This is a genomic window from Flavobacterium endophyticum (assembly GCF_003634455.1).
GTDB classification, from domain to species: Bacteria; Bacteroidota; Bacteroidia; order Flavobacteriales; family Flavobacteriaceae; genus Flavobacterium; species Flavobacterium endophyticum.
The window spans coordinates 554,492-573,298 of the sequence record NZ_RBLC01000001.1 but is presented as its reverse complement, the minus strand read 5'-3'; the positions used below and the strand labels follow the sequence as shown (position 1 = coordinate 573,298).

The 18,807-nt window shown below is 37.4% G+C and carries 18 protein-coding genes; 6 read left to right on the top strand and 12 right to left on the bottom strand.

Annotation, left to right across the window (positions count from 1 at the left end):
* Positions 1-3: 3 nt before the first annotated feature.
* From murB to recF, 4 genes are all read right to left on the bottom strand, one after another.
* Positions 4-1,017, bottom strand: a complete 1,014-nt coding sequence (gene murB / locus CLV94_RS02900) for a UDP-N-acetylmuramate dehydrogenase (protein ID WP_121374946.1) — start codon at positions 1,015-1,017, stop codon at positions 4-6.
* A 61-nt stretch (positions 1,018-1,078) separates the two neighbouring features.
* A complete protein-coding gene (locus CLV94_RS02895; protein WP_121374945.1) occupies positions 1,079-1,750 on the bottom strand; it encodes a DUF2461 domain-containing protein in 672 nt (223 codons plus the stop codon).
* Between the two features lie 97 nt (positions 1,751-1,847).
* Entirely contained in the window at positions 1,848-3,959 is a 2,112-nt protein-coding gene (locus tag CLV94_RS02890) for an ATP-binding response regulator (protein WP_121374944.1), read from the bottom strand.
* 177 nt (positions 3,960-4,136) lie between these two features.
* Positions 4,137-5,216: a DNA replication/repair protein RecF gene (gene recF / locus CLV94_RS02885; RefSeq protein ID WP_121374943.1), complete on the bottom strand. Its 1,080-nt coding sequence runs from the start codon at positions 5,214-5,216 to the stop codon at positions 4,137-4,139.
* A gap of 145 nt (positions 5,217-5,361) precedes the next feature.
* On the opposite strand from recF, the gene CLV94_RS02880 reads away from it, so the two are divergent.
* The 6 genes from CLV94_RS02880 (at position 5,362) to CLV94_RS02855 (ending at position 11,466) form a co-directional block, all read left to right on the top strand.
* Entirely contained in the window at positions 5,362-6,150 is a 789-nt protein-coding gene (locus tag CLV94_RS02880) for a tetratricopeptide repeat protein (RefSeq protein ID WP_121374942.1), read from the top strand.
* A gap of 65 nt (positions 6,151-6,215) precedes the next feature.
* Positions 6,216-6,710, top strand: a complete 495-nt coding sequence (gene ribH, locus CLV94_RS02875; RefSeq protein WP_121374941.1) for a 6,7-dimethyl-8-ribityllumazine synthase — start codon at positions 6,216-6,218, stop codon at positions 6,708-6,710.
* A gap of 142 nt (positions 6,711-6,852) precedes the next feature.
* Positions 6,853-8,745, top strand: a complete 1,893-nt coding sequence (gene mutL / locus CLV94_RS02870; RefSeq protein WP_121374940.1) for a DNA mismatch repair endonuclease MutL — start codon at positions 6,853-6,855, stop codon at positions 8,743-8,745.
* Positions 8,742-9,494, top strand: a complete 753-nt coding sequence (locus tag CLV94_RS02865) for a rhomboid family intramembrane serine protease (protein WP_121374939.1) — start codon at positions 8,742-8,744, stop codon at positions 9,492-9,494. The genes mutL and CLV94_RS02865 overlap by 4 nt, the downstream gene beginning before the upstream one ends.
* Before the next feature lie 10 nt (positions 9,495-9,504).
* Positions 9,505-10,368, top strand: coding sequence for a rhomboid family intramembrane serine protease (locus tag CLV94_RS02860; protein ID WP_121374938.1), 864 nt, complete (start codon positions 9,505-9,507; stop codon positions 10,366-10,368).
* Between the two features lie 48 nt (positions 10,369-10,416).
* Entirely contained in the window at positions 10,417-11,466 is a 1,050-nt protein-coding gene (locus tag CLV94_RS02855) for an endonuclease/exonuclease/phosphatase family protein (protein ID WP_121374937.1), read from the top strand.
* 6 nt (positions 11,467-11,472) lie between these two features.
* On the opposite strand, the gene CLV94_RS02850 is transcribed toward CLV94_RS02855, so the two are convergent.
* From CLV94_RS02850 to CLV94_RS02815, 8 genes are all read right to left on the bottom strand, one after another.
* Positions 11,473-12,087 (bottom strand): WbqC family protein, encoded by a 615-nt coding sequence (locus CLV94_RS02850; protein WP_121374936.1) that lies wholly within the window; start codon positions 12,085-12,087, stop codon positions 11,473-11,475.
* Position 12,088: 1 nt separating this feature from the next.
* Complete coding sequence (lepB, locus tag CLV94_RS02845; RefSeq protein ID WP_121374935.1) at positions 12,089-13,792, bottom strand: signal peptidase I; 1,704 nt, start codon at positions 13,790-13,792, stop codon at positions 12,089-12,091.
* Positions 13,793-13,836: 44 nt separating this feature from the next.
* The gene (gene dapB / locus CLV94_RS02840; protein WP_121374934.1) at positions 13,837-14,538 is read right to left on the bottom strand and encodes a 4-hydroxy-tetrahydrodipicolinate reductase; all 702 of its coding nucleotides are present in this window, start codon (positions 14,536-14,538) and stop codon (positions 13,837-13,839) included.
* A gap of 9 nt (positions 14,539-14,547) precedes the next feature.
* On the bottom strand, positions 14,548-15,108 hold the full coding sequence (locus tag CLV94_RS02835) for a DUF5683 domain-containing protein (protein WP_121374933.1): 561 nt from the start codon (positions 15,106-15,108) through the stop codon (positions 14,548-14,550).
* Positions 15,108-16,007 carry a ParB/RepB/Spo0J family partition protein gene (locus tag CLV94_RS02830; RefSeq protein WP_121374932.1) on the bottom strand — a complete coding sequence of 300 codons (900 nt, stop codon included), beginning with the start codon at positions 16,005-16,007 and terminating at the stop codon, positions 15,108-15,110. The genes CLV94_RS02835 and CLV94_RS02830 overlap by 1 nt, the downstream gene beginning before the upstream one ends.
* Positions 16,008-16,011: 4 nt before the next feature.
* Entirely contained in the window at positions 16,012-16,779 is a 768-nt protein-coding gene (locus tag CLV94_RS02825; protein ID WP_121374931.1) for a ParA family protein, read from the bottom strand.
* A gap of 154 nt (positions 16,780-16,933) precedes the next feature.
* Positions 16,934-17,722: a T9SS type A sorting domain-containing protein gene (locus tag CLV94_RS02820; RefSeq protein WP_121374930.1), complete on the bottom strand. Its 789-nt coding sequence runs from the start codon at positions 17,720-17,722 to the stop codon at positions 16,934-16,936.
* 125 nt (positions 17,723-17,847) lie between these two features.
* The gene (locus CLV94_RS02815) at positions 17,848-18,729 is read right to left on the bottom strand and encodes an SDR family oxidoreductase (protein WP_170148733.1); all 882 of its coding nucleotides are present in this window, start codon (positions 18,727-18,729) and stop codon (positions 17,848-17,850) included.
* Between the last annotated feature and the right edge of the window lie 78 nt (positions 18,730-18,807).

The window sequence follows — 18,807 nt, the reverse complement described above, 5'->3', positions numbered from 1 at the left end:
TGATTAAATCACGTTCACTTCCGCTTCAATTTCAATATCGAAAAGCTCTTTTACCGTTTTTTGGATATCCTTTGAAACATTCAAGATCTCTTGTCCGGTAGCGTTTCCGTAATTGACTAAGACTAAAGCTTGGTTTTTATGTATACCTGCATCGCCAAAACGCTTTCCTTTAAATCCAGCTTTCTCGATGAGCCATCCGGCAGGAACTTTTACTTGGGTTTCGGAAACGCTATAGCTCGGCATTTCAGGATGTAAAAGATGGATTCTTTCGAAATCACTTTTCGGAATGATGGGGTTTTTGAAAAAACTTCCACTGTTGCCTAGTTCTTTAGGGTCAGGCAGTTTGCTTTGGCGGATTGTGATAATTGCATTGCTGACGTCTTTTAGCGTTGGTGTCACGATATCTTTTTTGGTAAGCTCGGCTGCGATATCTCCATACGAAATATTGATTTTGTGTTTTTGCTTTGTAAGCTTGAAAACAACAGAAACGATGATATATTGGCCTTTGGCTTCATTCTTGAAAATGCTTTCGCGGTATCCGAATTTGCATTCTTCTTTCGTGAATTTCTTAATTTCAAAGGTTTCAATGTTCATTGCCTCGCAGAAGACAAAAGTGTCCTTGATCTCGGTTCCGTACGCGCCAATATTCTGTATAGGCGTTGTTCCTACATTACCGGGAATCAGCGACATGTTTTCTAATCCGCCAAAATCTTGGCCGATGGTCCACAAGACAAATTCATGCCAGTTTTCGCCGGCTTTGGCTTCAACCCAGACAGCATCTTCTGTCTGCTCAATGATTTTCTTTCCTTTTAGGTCAACGTGGATTGTCAGTGCGTCTATGTCTTGGGTCAGCAGCATATTGCTGCCGCCGCCCAGAATGAATTTTTTTTGTGTTGGGTTTTCCTGCAGAACTGTTTTGAGTTCTTCAACAGAATGCACCGAAACGAATTGCTTTGCTTTGGCCTCGATGCCAAAAGTATTGTAGTTTTTAAGGGAAAAATTAGCGAGAATTTCCATTATGATGAGGAATAAAAATGAACGGCAAAAGTACTTTAAACGATTTGTAATTCATAATGAACTACTCGGTATTTAGACCTCGAGTTAAAAAATCGTTCAAAGGCTTGGCGGTAATCAATTTTTTTGCGGTTTTTTTGACAAAATCTTTTTCAAATAACGACTTGTCGTCCAGTTTTTGAGATACAGTAAAGCTCTTGAGCTTTAAGAATTCAATTGCCGGATGGTCTTTTTCATAATCTTTTGGAGCTGTTTTTAAGGAATTGGCTTCGGTTCTGTCTAATTCTGGATATATCTTTTTAAAATCTTTGTCGTTTACGATTTCTTCTAAATCTTCATAGAAATAGGCAATCTCTTTACGTACCTTTTTTAAATCAGCTGCTTCTGGCACATGCAATCCTACGGCGATAAAACTACCTCCTTTTTCGATATGGACATAATAACCAGGAGAATTGCTGCGATTTTGGTCGGTTGTCATCCAGATGCCCATGTGGGTTTTATATGGCGATTTGTCTTTCGAAAAACGAATGTCGCGATTGATCCTGAAAGCACATTTTTTAGGTTCTAGATTTCGGAGTGAATCGTCAAAAGGAACCATTTCTTCCAAAAAATCAGAAATCAGCTGATGGTATTCTTTTTTGTATTCTTCGTAATATGATTTGTTAGCCAAAAACCATTCGCGGTTGTTGTTTTCTTTGAGGTCTTCTAAAAATTGAAGCGTTTTTGGTGAAAGCATTTTGATCAGAATTTAAATTATGGACTGTTTTCAGCCTAACAATATTAAGAAAATTTATTGGATTAGTTTTTGTGAAATTGGGTAATTTTAAAAGCTTTTATTGTAGTACTTTCAGCAATTTTGAATACAATTCTTCTCGATTTATGGGTTTGATTATTAGCTCGTCGGCTTGTATGCTGGACAGCTCAATCGAATTCATGTAACTGTCGCCCGTTATGGCTATAATAGGTGTCATGGTATTTTTGTTACTCATGTTTTTGATGTCTTTTATAAGGTCAATTCCAGAAGCATTGGCAATCTGAAGGTCGGTCATTATGATGTCGACGGTTTCTTTTTGCAGGTATTCTTTTATCGTATTTTCAGAACTGAAGCCTATCATGGTGAAATTGATATCGGACAATATTTTTTTTAATACTGCCATCACCATAGCGTCATCGTCTACTACTGCAACTTTGATTTTGGCGTTTCCATAAGTGTTAATCAATTTTGTTTGGCTTGTTTCCTGAGCAGCATCTGATTTTTCTAAAAACAGATGGAAAGAGATCTCGGTTCCTTTGCCGAGCTCGCTTTCTACCGCAATTTCTCCGTTGTATAATTCCACGATTTCTTTACATAGGCTAAGGCCTAGTCCAGCGCCAAAACCGACTTGTTCGGTATGGTGCTTGCTTTGGTAATATTTGTCAAATATTTTTTCTAAATCCTCTTTTGGAATTCCTGCTCCGGTATCTTGAATTTTTACGTCAAACCTGAATTTTTCTCCTATATCAGTAAATTGACAATACACTGTGATATTTCCTTTTGAGGTAAATTTTATGGCGTTTCCGATCATGTTATAAAACAGCTGATGTATTTTTCCGCTGTCAACCCAGACTTCATTTTCTAAGGAATCATCAACGTGTGAGATCAGTTCTATTTTTTTGGCATCTGCTAACGATCGCAACGATTCCAGTATTGCTGAAACTTCATCTTTAAGGATGATTTTGGAATTGTATAAAACCAGCTTTCCGTTTTCATTTTTGAAGAAATCCAAAATCTGGTTCACGGTAATCTGTAGCGAATTTGACGTAAAATTCAACGATTTGGCCATTTCGCTTTGTGAGCTGTTCATTTTTGTAGCTTTCAGTTTGTGAGTCAGATTCGAAATAATGCTCAGCGGAGAACGCATTTCATGACTCAACATGCCGATGATACGATTTTTGAATTCCAGATTTTTCTCGGCTTCTATTTTGGCAGCAGCTAATTTCTTTTCGAAATGGTAGGCAAAAATAGAGTAGAGCAGCAGCAGTCCCGTGCATATTGCCATTACTATGATTAAGATGGTAATTAGGCTTCGTTTGTTCCGTAGATTTTCTAATGCTTTCTCGAATTGCAGCTTGTTGGATTCTTGCACCGATTTGTCATATAAAAGGATAATGTCTTGACTGTTTTTCAAGATTTTTTTATTAACAATCATGAGCTCGCGGTCAATTTCTCTTAATTTAGAATAGGTATTTTTCAATCGCCCAAATTCTTTTTCGTAATGCTTTTGTGTGGTATTGAAAATCATAGCCATCTGTTCTTCGGGCGTTCCAGTCTTTTCGACCGAGCCGTACATCATGGTCATATAATAATGAAGTTCCTCTTTTTCTACATCATATTTTCCAGCGATAGCGTTGCCGATTCTCGTGAAAAAGCCTTTTCTCTCCACGCCATCTGTGGAACGTATTGTGTCATACGAAATCGAATTCAGGACTTTCTTGTGGTTATAAGGCTTCAGATTAAATTGCTCCAGCTTTTCTTCAGAAAAAAGATCGACTCTGTATTTTATCAATGAGTCCAATTCTTTTCGGAGCACGATAATCTTTTTTTCTTTTTCTTTTTTGCTTTGGATGTTGGGAAGCGCTTCCTCATCTTTATTCATGACATGATTAAGGCTGTCCAGATAAGAAGTCATTTTTACGAGCGAATTACGGTATTTATGCAGCGAGTTCAGGTCGTAATTGTACAAGTATTCCATGAAAGAATTTTCTGCATCGAAATAATTTTTTGTCACTTCGCCAGAATAAGTCATCACCAAGCTTTGTTTGCTGGCTTTTTGGAAAGAATCCGCAAGTTCGTTTTCGTTGGTATTTTGATTGTACCATAAAGAAAAAATCAGCACTTGCAATAAAATAACAAAAATAAAAAGTCCGCTGTGGATTGCTTTTCTGTGTTTTAGTGAAGCTAACATTTGTGCAGGTTTAAGTTAAGAAAGCCAATAGTCAGAACGTTTTTCGCATTCAAAAACAAACCGGGGAAGTTTGTAGGTTAAAAAAGGTATATAAAATTAAGAAAACTTATGTTAAATGGCAGAATAAGTTCTAAGAATTTTAAACATAAAATCTAGGAGATAACAGATTTTTCGGAATTAAAGATTAAAAATCTTATAGCTTTGGTGCATTGATTTTATGACAGTTTCCGTGCGTTCAGGATGTGTATCCGATATAAATAACTGTCCAAAATCATCATTATTGACCATTTCGATTATTTTTCCAACGCGAGTTTCATCTAGTTTATCAAAGATATCGTCAAACAACAATATTGGATTTTGCTTGCTTTGCTTTTTGACAAATTCAAACTGAGCCAATTTCAGGGCAATCAAAAAGGATTTCTGCTGACCTTGTGAACCGAATTTTTTTATAGGATGGTGGTCGATTTCAAAAGACAAATCATCTTTGTGGATTCCTACTGTGGTATAATGCAAGACGCGATCTTTTGCCAGACTTTCTTCAAATAAGGCCAGCAGTTTTTTTTCATGCAACTGACTTTCGTAAACCAGCTGTACTGTTTCAGCATTCCCAGTTATAGCTTGATGGTGCTTGTTGAAAATTGGTATAAAATCTTCTAAGAATTGTTTTCTCTTTTCAAAAATAGAATGTCCTAACTCATGAAGCTGTTCGTTATAGATGCTCAAGGTTGTGCTTTCGAAAACATGATTCAAGGCGAAATATTTCAACAAAGCATTTCGCTGGATGATTACCTTTTGGTATTGAATCAGCTGTTGTAAGTAAGTAGCGTCCAATTGCGAAATGACAGAATCAATAAACTTTCTTCGGGTTTCGCTTCCTTCAACAATCAAGTCGCGATCGGCAGGAGAAATAATGACCAAGGGAATAAATCCGATGTGGTCAGAAAACTTTTCATATTGTTTTCCGTTTCTTTTCAGGATTTTTTTCTGTCCTTTTTTTAGGCTGCAGACAATTTGTTCATTCCTTTCATCTTTTTCAAACTCGCCGTCGATTACGAAAAATTCCTCATCATGTTTTATGTTTTGCACCGCCAACGGATTGAAATAGCTTTTGCCATAAGACAAATGATAGATAGCATCGAGCACATTCGTCTTGCCGATGCCGTTTTTGCCAACAAAGCAGTTTATCTTGCTGTCAAACTCGAAATTTGCTTCCGAAAAGTTTTTATAATTGAATAAGGATATTTTTTTTAAATACATCTGCAAACGCCAGCTGATAGTGAGAACTTTGTAATTTTTACCATCATTTTTTTAAGAGCGTGCAAATTATTGAAAAATAACGACAAAAACATCTTTTACATTTGAATAAAAATTTTATTTTTGCACCTCACTAAATTAAAAATTAATGGCAACATATAACAAAAGAGGATATAAGGCTCCTAAACCAAAAGAAGAAAACGAATTCGAACCAGACCCAATTGATGCAATATCAGAAAAAGATAGCACGACTGCAGGAGTATTCAATTCTTTAGATGAAGGTGCTTCTAGAACCGAAGAATGGGTTGCTAAAAATCAAAAAGGAATTTTCATCGTTATTGGTGCTGTTGCGCTTTTGGCTGCTGGATACCTTTTATACAAGAAATTTATTGTAGAGCCTAAAGAAGAGGAAGCTACAAACGTAATGTTCCAAGCTCAAAAACATTTTCAAGAAGCAACAGATTCTCAAGACCCAAAGGTGAGCGATTCTCTGTATGCGCTTTCGCTTAAAGTTTCTGAAGGACAGCCAGGATTTATTCAAATCGCTGAAGATTACTCAGGAACAGATGCAGCAAACTTGGCAAACTATTATGCAGGTATGGCTTACTTGAATACTAAAAAATATAAAGAAGCAATTGACTATCTTGAAAAATTCAGCTCAGACGATATGATTTTGTCAGTAGTGGCAAAAGGTGCTATCGGTGATGCTTTTTCTCAATTGAATCAGCCAAAAGAAGCGTTAGAGTATTACATCAAAGCTTCTGAAATGAACCAAAATGATGTGACTACGCCACGTTTCTTATTGAAAGCGGGTCAGACTGCTTTGGTATTGAAGCAAAAAGAAGCAGCGTTGAAATATTTCACTGAAATCAAAGAGAAATACGAAACTGCTCCTGAAGCGATGAATATTGATGCAATGATTGGATTGGCACAATAATTGGATTTCAGTTTTCAGATTTCGTTTTTGGGAATCTGTAAAAACCGAGTCGCAACCTAATTACAATGGCTACAGCTAATAAAAACTTATCAGAATACGATAAAAATACGATCTCAAGCGCGAAAGATTTTCGGTTTGGGATTGTTGTTTCGGAATGGAACGACAAAATAACCGAAGGCCTTTTTTCGGGTGCAGAGAAAGCGCTTTTAGATTGTGATGCTTTACCAGCAAATATTGTTCGTTGGAATGTTCCGGGAAGCTTTGAGCTTGTTTATGGCGCAAAACGAATGATAGACACCCAAAACGTCGATACGGTTATTGTTATCGGGTGCGTAATTCAAGGCGAGACCAAACATTTCGATTTTGTCTGCGAAGGTGTTACTCAAGGCATTAAAGACCTGAATGTTCAGACGGATGTTCCTGTTATTTTCTGTGTACTAACAGACAATAACGAACAACAATCGATTGATAGAAGCGGCGGTGTTCATGGAAACAAAGGAACTGAAGCGGCAATTGCGGCTATAAAAATGGCTTATTTGAGACAGCAGTCTTCAAAATAAAAGGAATTAACCCAATAGATGAAGCCTATTTCCGTTATCAGAAATAGGCTTTTTTATGTGAAAAACTTTCGGGTTTTCCTATTTTCTAATTTTTCAATTGTTATATTAATTATGTAACTTTGGAAGTCAACAAATTTACAGAATGTCGAGTATAATTCAATTGCTTCCCGATCATGTCGCCAATCAGATTGCTGCTGGAGAGGTCGTCCAAAGACCTGCATCCGTAGTAAAAGAGCTTCTTGAAAATGCGGTCGATGCAAAAGCCACAGATATCAAGCTGATTATTAAGGATGCCGGAAAATCACTGGTGCAGGTCATCGATAACGGACTAGGAATGAGCGTTACCGATTCTCGTTTGTGCTTTGAGCGCCACGCTACTTCAAAAATCCGCGTGGCAGAAGATCTGTTCTCGTTGCATACGAAGGGTTTCCGCGGTGAAGCTTTGGCTTCTATTGCTGCAATTGCCCATGTGGAAATGAAAACCAGGCAAGAACAAGATGAATTGGGAACGCACCTGATTATTGAAGGAAGCAAATTTGTTTCCCAAGATGTGGCCGTTTTGCCAAAAGGGACGTCTTTTTCTGTAAAAAATCTTTTCTTTAATATTCCGGCAAGGAGAAATTTCTTGAAATCGGATACGGTAGAACACCGTCATATTGTCGATGAATTCCAAAGAGTTGCCTTAGCGCATCCTAACATCCATTTTACGATGTATCATAACGGGAGCGAGCTTTTTAACCTTCCAGCGTCGAATTTCCGTCAGCGTATCGTAAATATTTTTTCAGGAAAGACAAATGAAAAATTAGTTCCGGTACAAGAAAGCACTGAAATAGTAGGCATACAAGGTTTTGTCAGCAAACCCGAATTTGCAAAGAAGAATAGGGGAGAGCAATTTTTCTTCGTCAACGACCGTTTCATTAAAAGCGGCTATTTGCATCATGCAATCATGGCAGCGTATGAAGGGTTGCTGAAAGACGGTTGCCAGCCGAGTTATTTCATCTATTTAGATGTGCCTCCGAATACAATCGATATCAATATCCATCCAACAAAAACGGAAATAAAATTTGACGATGAGCATGCGCTGTATGCTATTTTGCGTTCGTCTATAAAACATAGTCTCGGGCAATTTAATGTGGCACCGGTTTTGGATTTTGACAGAGATTCAAACCTTGACACGCCATACGATTACCAAAATAAAGAAGCTTCAATGCCGTTAATTCAGGTGGATGCTAATTTTAATCCTTTTGGAGATCCTGCGCCTACAAAATCGTATACAAGCGGAAGTGGTAGCCACAGTAGCAGTCATAGCGGAGGAGGAAGTTCTTATAGAAAACCGGAACCTTCAAACTGGGAAAGTTTGTATGTAGGGTTGAAACAAGACACAGAAACTATTACCGAAATCCAAGATATTCAGTTTGAGTCGGAAGAAGTGACAGGTTCTCTTTTTGAGGAAAAGGAAGTAGAAGAAGCAGTTTATAGGACGTACCAGATTCACAAGAAATATATCGTCAGTCCGATTAAATCGGGGATGGTAATTATCGATCAGCAGCGAGCGCATCAAAGAGTTCTGTATGAACAATTTTTGACGAATATGACTGTCAATCAAGCTTCAAGCCAGCAATTGCTGTTTCCGCTGAATCTTTATTTTTCTTCTTCGGAGATAAGCCTTATTTCTGAATTGGAGCAATCATTGGTTAATACCGGATTTGTATTTGAAGAAGTTAATGAGGACAGCGTTGTTATTTCTGGTTTGCCAGTCAATGTGACAGAAAGTGAAGTCTCGATCCTGCTGGAACAGTTATTGAGTGACTTGCAAGACGGCATTCCTGAAAGCAGCTTTAGCCAAAATGACACGATTGCAAAATCGATGGCGAAAAGCCTTGCTGTCAAGACAGGAACGTATTTGACCGAGAAAGAACAAGAAAATCTCGTGAACGGGCTTTTTGCCTGCAAAGAGCCGAATGTTTCGCCTTTTCATAAACCTACCTTTATCACGATGCGTGTTGAAGATTTAGACAAAAAATTTGCAATATGATGAATATCACGCCTATAGTCAAGCAGCTACTGATTATAAATATTATATTTTTTATTGGATCGCAGTTAATTGGAAATAGCGAAATCGCTTACCATTATTTGGCGCTTTACTTTTTTGAAAATCCACAATTTTATGCTTGGCAGCCTTTGACGCATATGTTTATGCACGGGGGCATTATGCATATTTTCTTCAATATGTTTGCTTTATATTCTTTTGGAAGCGCTTTAGAACACTTTTGGGGCGGAAAAAAATTCTTGTTTTTCTATATTTCTTGCGGTCTTGGTGCTGCGTTGCTTCATACGGGCGTTAATTATTATTTCTTTCATAGCGGCTTGACAGAACTTGTGAATGCAGGGTTTTCTGAAAAAGATATCTTAGAATTATTAAATAAAGGCATGTTTAATCAACAATGGGTTCAGGTTTTAGGACAATCAGGCATGGATAATTTTGCAAGTTCGTATCTTACTCCTGCGGTCGGTGCTTCAGGAGCAATTTATGGATTATTGGTTGCTTTTGCATTTATGTTTCCAAATGCTGAATTGATGATGTTGTTTCTTCCGATCCCGATAAAGGCCAAATACTTTGTTCCAGCTATTATTGCCTTAGATTTATTTTCTGGTGTAACCGGAGTGTCCATCTTTGGTGGAGGAAATATTGCTCACTTTGCACATGTTGGTGGAGCTGTTGTAGGTTTTCTTATGATGTGGTATTGGAAGAAAAATCAATTTCATAACAATCGCTGGAGTTAATCTTTTGTATATGGGAATTATTGATGATCTAAAAATGCAATACAAAACAGGAGGGATTACACAGCAGCTGATCTTCTGGAATATAGGCATTGCTATACCTTTGTTTTTGCTGTATTCTTTTTCAAGTGATACTTATTTATCTATAATGTCATGGTTACAGTTAATATCCGATCCTTCAGAGTTTATTGTTAAGCCTTGGACTATATTGACCTATGGATTTCTTCATGTCGGTATACTGCACCTGCTTTTCAACATGATCATGCTCAATTTTGCAGGCAGGTTGTTTTTGACTTTTTTTACCCAGAAGCAATTTTTAGGAGTTTATATTCTTGGGGCTATTTTTGCAGGATTAGTCTTTGTCGGTTCTTTTTTTCTTTTTAATGTAAAAGCACCTATTATTGGAGCTTCTGGTGCTATTATGGCGGTTCTTATCGGTTCGGCAACATATGCCCCTTTATATCAAATTAGACTATTGCTGATTGGAACTGTCAAGTTATGGCATATCGCTTTTGTCTTTTTGATTTTAGACTTGATTCAGCTTCCAACAGATAACATGGGCGGACATATTGCACATTTAGGTGGAGCCTTATTTGGATTTGCTTACATAAAGATATTGCAGAATGGAACAGACTTAAGTCTTATCGTGACTAAAATCATCGACTTTTTTGCCAATCTATTCAAGCCTAGAAAAGGAACGCCTTTCAAAAAAGTACACAGAAATGTCAGCCAGCCTAAGCCGAAAACAGCCAGCAAGATTGTTGTTAAGGATAAAACCCAGCAGCAGATAGATGAAATTTTGGATAAGATAAGCCAGTCTGGTTATGACAGCCTTACGAAAGAAGAAAAAGAATTTCTTTTCAAGGCAGGAAAATAAAGAAAGTTTTTTAATCTTTGTTAGAAACCCAAAATAGTTTATCCAAAAATGAAGAACCTTTCATGGTTTAATAAAGCAATGTTTTTCTTTAATATAGTGCTGACTGTATTGACGTTTGTTGCTTATATTTTACCTTTTTTGGCTCCTAAACTATTTCCTATTTTATCAGTATTGACCTTGATGCTGCCATTCATGCTGATATTAAACCTGCTCTTTTTTATATATTGGGGTATTCAGATGAAAAGGCAGATTCTGCTCTCTTCGTTGGTACTACTCATGGGTATTACATTTATCAATAAATTTTATAAATTTTCGACTACAGACTTGCCGGCTTCTGATAATGATTTTACGGTAATGAGTTATAACGTACGTCTTTTTAATCTTTACAAATGGATTGAAAGAGACGATGTGCCTGAATTGATTGCCAATTTTATCAACGATAAGAATCCGGATATTTTATGTATTCAAGAATATTCTGAAGGGAAGATTAATTTGAGAGCCTACAAGCACAAATATATCTTGATGAAAGGTGAAAAGACGTTAACCGGACAGGCTATTTTCTCTAAATTTCCGATAATTGGCAAAGGCGATATTGTATTTCCGAACTCCAGCAATAATGCAATTTATGCCGATATCAAAAGAGGGAAGGATACGATTCGCGTTTATAATATGCACCTGCAGTCTATCAAGATTACGCCAGATGTGCATGAAATCAATGAAGACATAAATGGCATAAACGAGCAGAAATCCAAAAAGATGATCAAAAGGATGAGCGAGGCTTTCAAGGAGCAACAGGAGCAAGCCGAAATCATCATGAACCACAAGAAGAACAGTAAGCTTCCTGAAATCATCTGCGGGGATATGAACAATAGTGCTTTTTCATTTGTGTACAGAAATATCCGCGGGAAGCTGAACGATACTTTTGAAGAAGCCGGAAGCGGTTTCGGAAAATCATATAACTTTAAATATTATCCAGCAAGAATCGATTATATTTTTGCGGACAAAAAAATGCAGGTCAAAAATTTTGAAAGCTATCCCGATTTTGTCAATTCCGATCACTTTCCGATCATGACAAGGCTTGCAATCGAAAACCCGTAATAAAGGCTAAAGAGATTGTTTTTTCAGATATTCTAAGGCATATCTTCCTTCATTGAACAGTAAGTCCAAAATACTCAAATTGTTCAGATAGCCATGCTTTTCTTCAAAAACTTGGGTGTATGGTTCAAATTCTAAAGTATCTTTTTTGCCATTTGCCAAAGGCCTGAAATCTGAAAATTCTGAAACTTCATGGAAATATTCTTCGGTTTTTCCATAGTTAAAATCAAAGCCAAGACAGTCTGAAACAATTTCCATTGCCTCAAAATTCAAATCCATCAAAAAAGTATGTTTTTTTTGAAAAATAGGCGATAAGTCATCCTCAAAATATTCAAAAAAAGGTGATGTTCTGTAAGCGGCTTCTAGCGATTTGAAATGTTGTTTTTGCCAATCGAAGGCATCTTCAATCCGCACATCTTTTGTCTTTTGATGCTTGTCGCTTTTCGAATGTTTTACAGGAATATTAAGCAATTGAATACCGTTCGGACTGTAAATGTACATTCGGTTCCTGTTCGTCTGTTTCTGGAAGTTGTCTTCCATCTCAAACGTAATCGTATCGGCCTGAACCATTGCCGCAAACTGGCTAATGGACGGGAAATAAGTGGGAAGCAAAAGGGCATTCATCTTAATACTTTTCTGATCTTTTCTTTTTTCTTCTGATAAAAAAATCAGCAACAAAATAGCCTACAAGCAATATCATGAATATTCCAAAGTAAGAAACGGGTTCGCCGCTTCCGCCAACCGTCGTGAACATTCTTTCCCAACGGATTTTATCGAAAAGTTTAGATATTGGAATATTTGGGTCTAGACTCATCCAAATAAAAACTGGCTTTCCGACTATATGATCTTCAGGAACAAATCCCCAAAATCTACTATCTAGTGAATTATGACGGTTGTCGCCCATCATCCAATAATAGTTTTGTTTGAAAGTATATGAGTCGACAACTTGATGGTTGATTCTAATTTCATCACCAGTTACCTTTAAATCATTTCCTTCATACGTATCTATAATCATTTTGTATAAAGGGAGATTTTCTTTATACAGTTTTATTGTTGTTCCAGCTTTTGGAATGGTTAATGGACCAAAGTTATCCGCTGTCCATCTTGTATCATGCGGAAAAACATCTGTTCCTTGAGGTTTTCTTTCTATACGTCTAACAACTGAATCAATAGATTTATTTTTTCTTAATGTAGATGCTGCTTCTAGAGTTAAATTAACATTCAGTACAGGTTGATAGATTTCTTGAGCATACAAACCTGTTCTAAGTACACTGTCAGGAAAGCCTAGAAACCCTGTTATTACATCATATGAGCCATCAGGATTTTGTGATGCGTTTAGAACATATGGTTGCATTGCATCAATTTGTTGCTGGCTACTAGGCTTTATATTAAACGATCGTGTAAATTCAGTAGAACCTGTGGTTTTTATAATCTCAGCTGAAACTCCTTTGGATGAATATACAGTATGCATGTATTGTGGTTTTGCTCTATCGGAAAGTTTCAGTTCTTTTCCATTAATATATACAAAGCCATCTTTTATTGAAAATATATCGCCAGGCGTACCCACACAACGTTTCACATAGTTTGATTTTTTGTCAATCGGTTTTCTGATTCCTGAGGAATATGTTCCTTTAAAATCCACTACAGTATCGGTCGGCCAGTTAAAGACCACGATATCGTTCTTTTCTATAGGTTCAAATCCTGGAAATCTAAAATACGGAAGCTGTGGCTTGTTCAAATACGATTTTGTATGAATAACAGGAATCGTATCATGAACCATCGGCATGGCAACTGTTGTCATTGGCGTTCTCGCTCCATAGTGATTTTTGCTTACGAATAAGAAGTCGCCAACCAAAAGTGTTTTTTCTAAAGATCCTGTCGGAATCGTAAAAGGCTGCATTACGTAAGTATGGACTAGAGTTGCCACTACAACGGCAAATAACAAAGAGCTGACCGTATCAGCAGTCTTGTTTTTCGGGTGCAGGCTTCTGTTTTCGATGTATTTTACATCTTGTGTATAGTTGATGTAATAAATGTAAAGTCCTAATGTAAGTACTCCTAAAGCTGTATCTAGAGTTGTGTTTTTTCCGAAACTTCTCAATGTTTCAACCCATACTACCGGAAACATAATCAAGTTTACAATCGGAACGAAAAGCAAGATAACCCACCATTTCGGGCGGTTTATGATTTTCATCAAGATGATAGCGTTATAAATCGGAATTGCAGCTTCCCAAGCTTGTCTTCCTGCTTTTTGATACAATTTCCATGTTCCTAAGAAATGCACGACTTGCAGGATGAGGAAAAATATAAACCATTGTGTTAGTGTCATCTTTGAATATTTTTAATGTATATGTCTGTTGTGAGGAAGATTTGTTACTTTAAATCAAGAACATCTTTCATCGTAAAAACTCCTTTTTTTCCTTGAATCCATTCTGCGGCAACCACGGCGCCCAAAGCGAAACCTTCGCGATTGTGCGCAATATGCTTGATTTCTATAGTGTCGACATCCGAGTTGTAAAAAACGCTATGGGTTCCAGGAACATTTTCGATTCTTTTGGCATCAATCAAAATTTCATCGTCTTTGGCATTTTCCAAAGCCCAGCTTGAATAGTCCGAATTATCAATGATTCCTTTGGCCAAAGTAATTGCGGTACCGCTTGGAGCATCTAGTTTTTGAGTATGGTGTACCTCTTCCATGGCTACTTTATACTGTCCGATGTTTGACATGATTTTGGCCAGATAATCGTTTAGCTGGAAGAATATATTTACGCCCAAGCTAAAATTAGAACCATATATGAAAGCGCCATTTTTTTCTTGGCATAAAGCGACCATTTTATCATAATTTTCAAGCCAGCCTGTGGTTCCGGAAATTACGGGTATATTGTTGTCAAGGCAAGTTGAAATATTACTTACTGCTGCATCAGGAATACTGAAATCTATGGCAACATCGGCATGTTCCAATCCTTCAAATGTGTCTTTTCCGGATTTTCTCAGGACAATTTCATGGCCTCTTTCTAAAGCTATTCTTTCGATCACTTTTCCCATTTTGCCGTATCCCAAAAGTGCTATTTTCATGCTGTGAAATTAAAAATTGTAGTTTAATGTCAGCCCGACATTTTTTTTGTAATTCAAATCGTTTTGGTAGATGTCTGGCTTAAGTGTTAGCTTTTCGCTGACGTTGAATTGCAAAAGATGCGCATCAACATTGGCTTCGACAATATTCAAGATGTAAAGGCCTACGGTAACAATCAGCGAAAGATCTCTGTTTTTTTGAAATTGCTTTTGCGCAGAAATCAGCTGCGAATCGGTTAAATTGGATAATTTTCCGTTTGGATCTTCTGTGCCATTTAGACGCCTTTTGTACTCGTCTCTATACTTATGATAGTTCTTGTTGTTGTAGGCGTAGATTCCAATTCCGGTTCCCAATGCCGCATATACGATAGGGATTTTCCAATATTTTTTATTGTAGGCCTGTCCAAGTCCTGGAAGTATAGCGGAATAAAAAGCCGCCTTTGAAGGTGCTAAGGGATTGATTTCTTCTCCCTTGATGCTGTCTTGTACGACAATATTCAATTCTTCCTGCGCTATTGCTGGAGTACTTCCGATTAGGAAAAAGAAAAAAAATATGGAAATTAACTTGTTCACTAACCTTTGATTAATTTGATAATTCGGTTGAAATCTTCTTCTGAATGGAACGGAATAGTGATTTTTCCTTTGCCATTTCCGGCCACTTTCACATCTACTTTTGTGCCGAAATAGTTTCCGATTACTTTCTTTTCAGATTCATCGATTGTGAAAGCTGTTCCTTTAGCTGGTTTAGGTGCAGCCGGTTTTAGGCTTTCCTGATAATTTTTAACTAACGTCTCAGTTTCCCTTACAGAAAGATTTTGACTTACGATTTTTTGGTAGATATCGGCCTGGATGTCCTGATCTTCGATATTGATGATAGCACGGCCATGACCCATAGATATAAAGCCATCGCGAATTCCGGTTTGGATAATCGGATCCAATTTTAATAGTCTAAGGTAGTTTGCAATTGTCGAACGTTTTTTTCCAACACGGTCGCTCATCTGCTCTTGAGTCAATTGAATTTCGTCAATCAATCGTTGGTAAGACAACGCAATCTCAATCGGATCAAGGTCGTGGCGCTGGATATTTTCTACCAATGCCATTACCAAAGATTCATTGTCGTTGGCAATTCTGATATAAGCAGGAACAGAAGTCAGTCCGGCTAATTTAGAAGCGCGGAGCCTTCTTTCTCCAGATATCAGCTGGAATTTATTAAAGTCTAATTTACGTACGGTTATGGGCTGAATAACGCCTAATTCTTTAATAGAAGTAGCCAATTCCTGAAGCGATTCTTCATTGAAATTAGTTCTCGGCTGAAACGGATTTATTTCAATAGCATCAATTTCAAGCTCAATAATATTGCCTACAACTTTATCTGCATTTTTGTCCTCAACCGACTTGATGTCGTTTTCAGGATCTTTTAGCAATGCTGATAAACCTCTTCCTAATGCTTGTTTCTTAATCGCTTTTGTCATAAAACTATTTCGTATTTTTCTTAATGATTTCTTCTGCCAGATTGATGTAATTGGTTGCTCCTTTGCTTGTTGCATCATAGTTGATGATACTTTCTCCAAAGCTAGGTGCCTCGCTCAATTTTACATTTCTTTGGATGATGGTTTCGAAAACCATATCGTGGAAATGTTTCTGGACTTCTTCTACGACTTGATTGGATAGGCGAAGGCGGGAATCATACATCGTCAATAGCAAGCCTTCAATATCCAAATCAGGATTGTGTATTTTTTGGACGCTTTTGATTGTGTTTAATAATTTCCCCAATCCTTCTAACGCAAAATATTCGCATTGGATTGGAATTACCACAGAATCTGCAGCGGTCAGCGCGTTTAATGTCAGCAACCCGAGCGAAGGAGCACAGTCGATCAAAATATAATCGTACTTGTCTTTCACGCTTTCGAGCGCTTTTTTAAGCATATATTCTCGATTTTCTTTGTCGACCAATTCAATTTCAATGGCCACCAAATCGATATGGGCAGGGATCACAGAAACGTTTGGTGAAGAACATTGGATAGTTGCTTCCTCTGGCGTGTTGCTGTGTTCTAAGATTTGGTAGGTTCCAATTTCTACTGATTCTACGTCAATTCCCAGTCCAGAACTTGCATTGGCTTGAGGATCAGCGTCGATCAGTAAGACTTTTTTTTCTAAAACTCCCAAGGAAGCTGCTAAATTTACAGACGTTGTTGTTTTTCCAACACCGCCTTTTTGATTTGCAATAGCAATGATTTTGCCCATTTAATTTCTAAAATTTTGAACCGTAAAAATACAATTATTTATGGGTTTTGAAAATCTATTTTGTTAACAAATGTGAAATAGAATATGTAATAAAAAAAGCCAGAAGTATTCTTCCGGCTTTATGCAACTGCTTTTACTTTTATTAATCGGTTTATTATTTCAATACCAATTTTTTAGTTGAAGTGAAATCTCCTGATTGTAATTTCAAGATATAAACACCGCCTGATAAAACAGAAAGATCTAGTGTTTTTTCTTCTGAATTGCTATCAATTTGTGTTTCGAAAACTTTTGCTCCCGTTACACTGTAAATCGCTACTGAGCTGGCCTCATTGCTGTCATAAGAGATAGTGACTCTTTTGTTATCTGAAGGGTTTGGATATAGCTTGAAAGTGTTTGCTTGCGGCGTATCGATACCCAAATCAGGCTGATAGTTAATATTATCAATCAAAGTCGCCATGTGTTGCGTATCTGCTACGATTTTAAGCGCAATAAATTTATGAGCATTTGAAGCTGGTATGGTACGGGCAAAATTGGTTTGAGAAGCAGAAACTGTAATTGGAGTCCCGACTTCTTGGAATGAACCAAAATCGGTAGCAGTGGTCATCGTTCCAATCTGAATTGTCATATTTCCTGGTGCAGATCCTGTTGCTGGCTGGGCTGTAAAAGAAATTGCTTGGTTGCCATCGATGCTTGTCAATTCTGGACTTACGATATAAATAGGTGCCGTTGGTGAAAAGAAGCTATATGCTTGAAGCACCCTGTTTCCTGAAACTGTCGCAACTGTCAATTTTGGATTTCCAGTATTTCCGGTCCAGCAATTTTGTGGAAGCACACCGTCTGTAAAAGTTTCAAAATTTTGGGTGAATGCCATAACAGGATCGCATTGAGCATTGCTGATTAATGATAGGAAGCATATTGCTCCAGTAAGTAGAGTTTTTTTCATGGTGTTTTATTTGGACTTAAAATTTGCGCAAATATATACAATTTATATCAAGTCTAAATAAAGTTAAAGGGTTATAACAAAAAAATATTTTTTGTTATAACCCTTTAAATAGAAGTTAGTTATGTTTATTTGTCTTTCTTTGCTTTAATCATAGCTTCTAGCATGTCCCACATTTCTTCCGGAATAGCCTCCAAAAGATTAAATTGTCCGGCACCTTTCAGCCATTCGCCACCATCAATTGTTACGACTTCGCCATTGACATACGCGGAAAAATCAGAAACAAGATAAGCGGCAAGGTTGGCTAATTCTTGATGGTCACCAACTCTTTTTAAAGGTACTTTTTTAGCCAAGTCGAATTTGTCTTTCAAGTCTCCAGGCAATAGTCTGTCCCATGCTCCTTTGGTTGGAAATGGTCCCGGTGCTATTGCATTGGAACGGATTCCGTATTTGGCCCATTCCACGGCAAGGCTGCGTGTCATGGCTAAAACACCTGCTTTGGCTGTTGCCGATGGTACTACGTAAGCAGAACCCGTCCAAGCATACGTGGTCACGATATTTAATATTGTAGAATTTTCTTGTTTCGTGTCAATCCAATGCTTTCCGAAGGCGAGCGTGCAGTTTTTCGAACCTTTAAGGACGATATCGATAATAGTGTCGAAAGCATTAGCCGACAGTCTTTCGGTAGGAGAGATAAAATTTCCTGCGGCATTGTTAAGCAGTACATCTGCTTTTCCAAATTTATTTAGGACTTCTGCAAGCATGGCCTCAACTTGGTCGTAATGACGGACATCGCAAGCCAGCGGCAGGCATTCGCCACCAGTTTCTTTTTCAAGTTCAGAAGCTGTAGCCTTAAGTTTATCCAAATCACGTGAAGTTATCGCTACTTTGGCCCCTAGTTCTAGAAAATATTTTGTCATTGCCTTTCCAAGACCGCTTCCACCTCCTGTAACCACGATTACTTTCCCTTGGAGTGCATCGTCGCGTAGCATTTTTTTTGTAAAATCCATTTTGTGTTGTTTTATTTTTCGCAGCACTAAAAATACGCATTTCGTTCCCAAAAATATCTTTTCAGATTTAAAATATCA